Here is an 8,145-nt window from a genome sequence, read left to right as displayed (position 1 = left end):
ATTTTTGCCAAAAACTTATTCTTGGAGTTTGACGGGGAGAGGGGGAGATGGGGAGACGGGGGGAAATTAATCAGATCAACTATTATCAATCAAGGACAATTTGCAACTTTGGGATGCTCCCAGTTAATTATCCATTATCCATTAATAAGACCGCAATTCTTTTACAACTTAACCATGTTAAAATTGTAGTTTCCTTGCGGTCTAAACATAAAATTATCTACTATTCTGTGGCAGTAGCAGCAGTGGCAGTAGTTTCAGTTTCAGCAGTAGTTTCAGTTTCAGCAGCAGCCTCAGTATCAGTATCAGCAGTTTCAGCAGTAGCAGTGGCTGCTAATTCTTCTTGAGGTTCATCTGTATCAGAAGCCGAGGGAACATCCTCTAAAACTTCTTCAGTTGGTGCTTCCTTGCCTTCTGCTTCAGCTAAAAGCTTCTGACGGTATTTCTCAGCCATTTCTTCGGCTTTCTCGAAGACTAAATCCCGATTTTTCAACATATCACCGGCTTCCGGTTCTAGTTGTTTGGTGGATAAAGAAATACGTCCTCTTTCGGCATCGAGATCGATGATCATCACTTTTAGTTGATCATTGACCCCAAAGACGCTGTGAGGGGTATCAATATGGTCGTGGGATATCTCAGAAATGTGTAGTAGTCCACTGACTCCACCAATATCAATAAACGCCCCATAGGGTTTGATTCCTCTAACAGAACCAATTACCACTTGACCCACTTCTAAACCGTTCATCTTCCGTTCTACCAACGCACGACGATGGCTGAGAACAAGACGGTTACGCTCTTCATCCACTTCTAAAAATTTTAAGGGCAACACTTCCCCAACTAAATCTTCTTTAGCTTCACGGGTGCTAATATGAGATCCAGGAATAAAGCCTCGTAACCCTTCTATTCTCACCAAGGCACCGCCTCGGTTGGTGGCAAAGACATCAGACCGCACGGTGGCATCTTCGGCCTGTAGTTGACGCACCCGCTCCCAAGCTCGCATATACTCAATACGACGAATGGATAGGGTTAACTGCCCATCTTCGTTTTCATCGGTGAGGATGAAAAATTCTCTGGTTTCGTTGGGTTGGAGAACCTCCTCGGGGTCCTCCACTCGGTTAATGGACATTTCTTGGATGGGTATATAGGCAGCAGTTTTTGCGCCAATATCAATCAATGCGCCTCTCGGTTCCATACTGAAAACCGTCCCCGGAACAATATCCCCAGGACTAAAATGATAATCGTACTTGTCGAGCAGAGCCGCGAAGTCTTCGTGGGTGAAACCAATGTCTTTTGTTGTTGTGTTCTGAGTTACCATGTACTTTTGTTTTCCTATATCTGAATCTCCAATGGTTGGCGGTGCCTCCTGTTAACGTACAGTTTCCAATTTTAGGGTGTCAGACAGCGAAAGCCTTTCCCTAAGCGAATTAACTGCCATGAAGAATATCCTTCTCACTCAAGGTGACAAGGACGGTCTAGCTAAGATTGAGGGTAATTTTTTCAATCAGTTTTCAGGATACAGATTCTTGATCATATCACCCCATAATTATACTCGATCATTGTCAATTTTGAGATATTATTTATTATTTGTCTTGTAGTGCAAAAATACCATCTACTATATTATCAAGAGTCGGTTAACTCAAAATATTTAATAATTTGCTTATATCATAAATAGAGAGAGTATAAAAAAGTTTGATAAGTTTAGTAATGAAAACAATTCCCACTCCGAAAACCCCTAAGTTCATACAACAATTACATTTAATTTTCAACCCAACCAGCTATTTAGAAAGTAACCATTCTCGTTATCCCGATCTATTTAGGGGTCAAGGGAATGGGTTTGCTAATAACGTTATTATCAACAGTAATCCGAAGATTTCTCAATATATATTGACTCGCGATCGCCAACAGTTTAATTCTCCGGGTGAATTTAATCATATTTTGCATCCTCTGGTGGGGGACTATTCTGTATTTATGATAGACGGCGATCGCCATCGTCAGCGTCGTCAGTTAGTGATGCCATCGTTTCATGGAGAACGTCTCAAAGCTTATGGTGAATTAACTTGTCGGATCACCGAAGAGGCCATGAAAAAATTGCCGAAAAATGAGCCTTTTCTCGCGAGGAATCTCATGGGAGACATTTCCTTACAAGTTATGATGCAAGCTGTGTTTGGCATCACCGAAGGAGAAAGATATGAGGAGTTACAGCAACTCCTAAAACAGTTACTCGACAATTTTAACTCTATTGTAACTTCAGCATTGTTATTCTTTCCTTTTTTACAAAAAGATTGGGGAAAATGGAGTCCTTGGGGGCGGTTTATTCGTGAAAGACAGAAGATCAATGACTTACTCTATGCAGAAATTAGCGATCGCCGTAGCAATCCAGATCCCAAACGTACTGATATTCTTTCATTATTAATGGCTGCAAGGGATGAAAATGGGGAAGAGATGACTGATGAGGAATTAAGGGATGAATTGATGACATTGTTACTAGCGGGTTATGAAACCACGGCCACATCTATGTCTTGGGTGTTATATTGGCTTCATCGTACCCCCAAGGTCAAAGAAAGGTTACTGGAGGAGTTAAACACCCTTTCACCTGATGCTGAGGGAATGGAAATATTCCGTTTACCCTATTTAACCGCAGTTTGCAATGAAACCTTAAGACTGAGCCCTGTAGCCATGTTTACCTTCGCTAGAATTGCGGAAGAAAAGGTTGAAATTGAAGGTTATGAGTTTGAAGCTGGAGATATTGTGATGAGTTCTATTTATTTAACCCATAAACGTGAGGATATCTACCCTGAACCCCACGAATTTAAGCCTGAAAGGTTTTTAGAGCGTCAATATACTCCTTATGAATTTATTCCTTTTGGTGGGGGTTCCCGTCGTTGTATGGGCGAAGCGTTGGCACAGTTTGAGATGAAGTTGGTCATTGCCACCATTATGTCCCATTATCAATTAAAATTAGCAGATAGCGAACCCGAAATCCAGAAAAGACGGGGTGTCACTCTAGCACCGGCCAGGGGGGTGAAAATGATTTTAGAAGACAAACGTCAACCAAAAATTGCTCCAGAATTGCAATTATCAAGACGATAAAAATATCTTCTCTTCAACAATGTACAATTAACAATCTCTCAATGTATAATGATGTCTCCCGTAAAGTGAGAGCATTTACATTGAGAGTATCTTGGAATTTTACCCTTGAACTAGGAGGTTTTAAACCTTAAATTAATCAATTGTTAATTGTTGATTGTTAATTATTAATTGTTAATTGAAAACCTAGTCATGTCTAAAATTTTGAACTCTTACCTAACTAAATTTCTTACTTTTTTATTAGGCATTGGCTTAATATTAGAATTAGTCTCTCATGTTATTGTGGAGAGACTTTGGTTTCAAGAAGTTGGTTATCTAGATATTTTTGTCAAACAATTATTATGGCAGTTGGGTTTATGGGCTATCATTAGTAGTGTTTCCTGGTGGTTCTTATGGGGAAATTTACGTCAAGCAAAACGTCATGAATGGCATTTTATTCCCCCAATTACTACTAAGAATAAAAAAAGGCGTAAATCTCTAAAAAAAACAACACCAAAATTAATCCCTGAATCTCGTTCTTTTGGTCTTTTCTGGTTAATTATTGTTATTGTTAGTTTAAGCTGTTTAATGGGATTCATGCTACTTTATTATAGTGAAGTGGCTTATAGTGTTTGGACACCAGATTTTACCTTACCTAATATTACTCCTCCTCTACCCACTCCCTTCTTTTTAGATTCTGTTGCGAAAATTTTTTCTCAAGTCAGAAATCAATTATGGAAAGCAGGAATTATTGGAGGAATTATTATATTTATTTTTGTTAATAATCAATTATGTTTAAGGATAATATCTTTAGCTTTTAGTATGATATTTGGTTTAGTTTTATCAGGAAACTGGACAAGAATTTTGCAGTATTTTTATCCCACCAGTTTTGGGGAAATTGATCCCCAATTTAGTCTAGATGTCAGTTTTTATATTTTTACTCTTTCTTTTTGGCGATTAGTAAATTTTTGGTTAGGTGGATTATTTTTACTGGGATTTATTATAGTAAGTCTCACTTATTTATTATCAGCTAATAGTTTATCCCAGGGTAAATTTCCTGGATTTTCTCGTATTCAACTCCGCCATTTATATATTTTGGGTGGACTTCTTATGTCTGTTGTTGGACTCTATCATTGGTTAGCAAGGTATCAGCTATTATATTCTACGAAAGGAGTTGTTTTTGGAGCAAGTTATACAGATATTCACTTTCTTTTACCTGTTTATAGTATCGCTACTATTCTCGCTATTCTCATTTCATTATGGTTGCTCATTAAGGGCATAACAGGATGGGGACGCTATACTAAAATTGGTTTATTAAAACCACCTAAATTCAGGAATATTCCTTTTTCTCCTTTACCATTTTTAATTTATTTAACTGTTATAATTATATCATTTTTTGGTCAACAAACAGTACAAAGTTTGATAGTAGAACCCAATGAATTAGACAGAGAGACTCCTTATATTGAACGTAGTATAGAGTTAACTCGTCACGCTTTTGGTTTAGACAAAATTTCTGTAGAAACCCTTCAAGGAACAGGGAGCTTAACAGAAGAATCTTTAGATAAAAATAGTTTTACTATTAATAATATTAGACTTTGGGATTCCCGTCCACTGCTACAAACCAACCGTCAATTACAACAATTACGCCTCTACTATAAGTTTAATGATGCAGATATTGACCGTTATAGAATTGCCGTTAAAAATGATGCAAAATCACTGAGTAAAGCAAAGCAACAGGTATTAATTGCTGCCAGAGAGTTAGATTATAACGAAGTACCAGAACAAGCAAAAACTTGGGTTAATCAACACTTAGTTTATACTCATGGTTATGGGTTCACTTTATCCCCAGTTAATCAAGTTGCTCAAGGTGGTTTACCTTTCTATTTTGTGCAGAATATTGGCACAGAAAATAATTCAGGAGAGTTACAAACTTCTAATGATAATATTCGAGATAGTATTCCTATTGATAATCCTAGAATTTACTTTGGAGAGTCAACTGATACTTATATTATGACCAATACAAAAGTTAAAGAATTAGACTATCCTAGTGGTCAAGAGAATGTTTATAACGTTTATGATGGTAGAGGAGGAATTGAATTAAAAAATTGGACAAGAAGACTACTATTTGCTAATTATTTAAAAGATTGGCAAATGATTTTTACTCGTAATTTTAAACCTGATACTAGATTGATTATTCGCCGTAATATTAATCGGAGAATGAGAATGATTGCGCCTTTTTTACGCTTTGATCGTGATCCTTATTTAGTAACGGCTAAAGTTAAAGATAAACTAGAATCAACCAGTTTATATTGGATAATTGATGCTTATACTACCAGCAATCGCTATCCTTATTCTGAACCAGGTGATCGCCCGTTTAATTATATTCGTAATTCGGTAAAAATTGTTATTGATGCTTATAATGGTGACCTTAATTTCTATATTGTTGATCCTAGTGATCCATTAATTCAAACCTGGCAGAAAATTTTCCCTACTCTTTTTAAACCTTTGTCAGAAATGCCAATTTCTCTCAAGGTTCATATTCGTTATCCAAAAGATTTATATAACACTCAATCAGAGCGTTTATTAACCTATCACATGACCGATACTCAAGTATTTTATAATAGAGAAGATCAATGGCGTATTCCACAAGAAATTTATGGAGAAAATCAACAACCAATTGAACCTTATTACTTATTAATGAGTGTTACCAATGAAGCACAAGAATTTATCTTATTTAGTGTTTATACACCCACCAGTCGAAATAACTTAATTGCTGGTTTATTTGCTCGTTCTGATGGAGATAACTATGGTAAGATGTTATTGCTTGAATTACCTAAACAAAGGGTTATTTATGGACCAGAACAAATCGAAGCATTAATTAATCAAGATCCCGTTATTTCTCAACAAATTTCTCTTTGGAACCGTCAAGGATCACGAGTAATTCAAGGTAACTTATTAGTGATACCTTTCTTTGCAGAACAATCTTTACTTTATGTGGAACCTTTATATTTAGAAGCGGAACAAAATAGCTTACCTACTTTAGCAAGGGTTATTGTTGCTTACGAAAATCAAATTGTGATGTCAGAAACCCTAGATGAAGCATTAACTTCTATTTTTGAACCAGAAAAAGTCGATTCTTCTACTATTATTCGAGAACTCGATCCAGATGAAGAGATTATTATTCCTCAATAAAATGATAAAACTTGACGGATAACGTTACACGTCAAATGGATGGATAAAAGAAGTATACTCATTGTTACAGTCTCGAAGACTATGTTACTATTTATCTATCAAATCGCCATGATAAAATGACCCTGGAACAATTACTATTAAATAAACTCAAACAATTACCAATAGATAAACAACAAGAATTATTAGATTTTGCTGACTTTTTATCACAAAAATCTATAAGTAAACCAACTTTAACCAGTATTCGGGGACTTTGTGATGACTTAAAAGTTGACATTACTGAAGAAGAAATACAACAACTTCGACAAGAGATGTGGTCTAATTTTCCCAGAGAGGAATTATAATGATGACAGGACTTGTCATTGATACCCATGTGTTGATTTGGTATGTATTTGACTTAAATAAGCTATCGGATACAGCCTTAACTCGGTTAGATAATGCTGTTAATAATAATGAGTTTATTTATGTTTCTGCTATTTCTTTGATTGAGATTATTTATTTAGTGGAAAAAGGAAGAATTTCTCCAGAAGTATTAACCAGAGTGTTGAAAGCTATGGAAAGTTCTCAGGTTAATCTTTTTCTTGTTCCTTTAGATAAAAATATTTCTCTAACCCTTCAAGAAGTTGATAGAATGGTTGTCCCTGAAATGCCTGATAGAATTATTGCTGCTACTGCTTTATATTTGCAGTTACCATTGATTACTCGTGATTTAAAAATTCAGGCTTTATCTAATATTAAAGTAATTTGGTAAAAAATGCAATATTTAATTCATTCTATAGGAAAGTTGGGAATTATTGTATCAATTTCCTGCATTATTTCTCTGGTATTTTTTAAAGCAACAACAATTTTTTGATAGTGGATAATGTCATCAGGGGAAAGTTTCCGTTTAGCTTTTTTCCTATCTTTTAACCATTTATCTAAGACTTGATATCCTCCTATTTTAAATTCCCAGATGTTTTCGGGGATACCTATAAAGTGACAATTTTTATTGATAGAAACTTGTTGTTTTTGGGGACTATATTTAACTTGGGTAACTTGGTTTTCTTCGTCTCCTTGGTATTGGGTAATAAGATTATTTAATTGATCAGATTTCATTAAATGCAGGTTAACTAAGGTTTCTCCTTTTTTTGCTAATGTGGTGAATAGTTTATTATTTTTGGTGAGGGGAAGACGAGGAAAGTCTATTTTGAGAAACTCTGCATACCTTTGACGATAGGTAGGAGAATGAAACACTGCATAAGCATAATATAGCAATAGACAGGCTAGTTAGGACACATAAATTATATTTTAAGGGAACAGGGAACAGGGAACAGGGAACAGAAAAATGTCCTAATAGCTTTGGCGACTGCTATAAAAGATGTTTTCGGGTGTGGGAATATATCCTAATTTTTCTTTGATAGCTTTTAGAAAGTTTGGGGATAGGTTAGGTTTTTTTTCTTCAAATAAGTTAGTTTGTTGATTTTCTGTATCTGGGTAAATATAAAGAGGAAAAACACTTGGTCTTCCTCTATTACTAAAACAGCTACGATTATCAACTATGTGAGTACAAACAATAAAATGTGTATATTGATCATCTCCTGAAGCTACTTGTCTCATAGCTAATAAACCTAAATTTTCTAATAGTAAATTCTTTAAAACTTTTTCTTGCATTCTTCTTAAAATTCTATGATAATATGTGAAGCGATTATCAAATGGACGATAATAAATAGAAGTTAATAAATCAAGGTTTAATCCTTCATTTATTAAAATTTTTCTGTATTTAAAAAAATTCCAATTTTCTGAATACAAAGGGATTTGATACATCTCTGAAATTTCTTGATCAGATAAATTTTTGTCGCATAATTTTTCAATATTTTCGATAAGAAACTGAATATCAAATTTGATGAATATCTC

The 8,145-nt window shown here is 35.1% G+C and carries 5 protein-coding genes and 1 pseudogene; 4 read left to right on the top strand and 2 right to left on the bottom strand.

What is annotated here, in order from left to right:
* Window positions 1–220 precede the first annotated feature (220 nt).
* Window positions 221–1,312 (bottom strand): 30S ribosomal protein S1, encoded by a 1,092-nt coding sequence (locus tag QNJ66_RS00615; protein ID WP_300501957.1) that lies wholly within the window; start codon window positions 1,310–1,312, stop codon window positions 221–223.
* A gap of 389 nt (window positions 1,313–1,701) precedes the next feature.
* Between QNJ66_RS00615 and QNJ66_RS00610 the strand changes: the two genes are divergently transcribed.
* The 4 genes from QNJ66_RS00610 (at window position 1,702) to QNJ66_RS00595 (ending at window position 7,003) form a co-directional block, all read left to right on the top strand.
* Window positions 1,702–3,087 carry a cytochrome P450 gene (locus QNJ66_RS00610; protein ID WP_300501955.1) on the top strand — a complete coding sequence of 462 codons (1,386 nt, stop codon included), beginning with the start codon at window positions 1,702–1,704 and terminating at the stop codon, window positions 3,085–3,087.
* Between the two features lie 189 nt (window positions 3,088–3,276).
* Window positions 3,277–6,255: a UPF0182 family protein gene (locus QNJ66_RS00605; protein WP_300501953.1), complete on the top strand. Its 2,979-nt coding sequence runs from the start codon at window positions 3,277–3,279 to the stop codon at window positions 6,253–6,255.
* A gap of 116 nt (window positions 6,256–6,371) precedes the next feature.
* Window positions 6,372–6,596, top strand: coding sequence for a DUF2281 domain-containing protein (locus QNJ66_RS00600; protein WP_300501951.1), 225 nt, complete (start codon window positions 6,372–6,374; stop codon window positions 6,594–6,596).
* Window positions 6,596–7,003, top strand: coding sequence for a type II toxin-antitoxin system VapC family toxin (locus QNJ66_RS00595; protein WP_300501950.1), 408 nt, complete (start codon window positions 6,596–6,598; stop codon window positions 7,001–7,003). Before QNJ66_RS00600 ends, QNJ66_RS00595 begins: the two co-directional genes overlap by 1 nt.
* Window positions 7,004–7,020: 17 nt before the next feature.
* Here QNJ66_RS00595 and QNJ66_RS00590 read toward each other — a convergent pair.
* Window positions 7,021–8,145 (bottom strand): annotated as a pseudogene (locus QNJ66_RS00590) (type ISP restriction/modification enzyme); the annotation flags it as partial.

This window comes from Crocosphaera sp. (assembly GCF_030064895.1).
Classification (GTDB): domain Bacteria; phylum Cyanobacteriota; class Cyanobacteriia; order Cyanobacteriales; family Microcystaceae; genus Crocosphaera.
The sequence above is the reverse complement of the archived record's forward strand: the minus strand, read 5'-3'. Positions and strand labels throughout refer to the sequence as shown.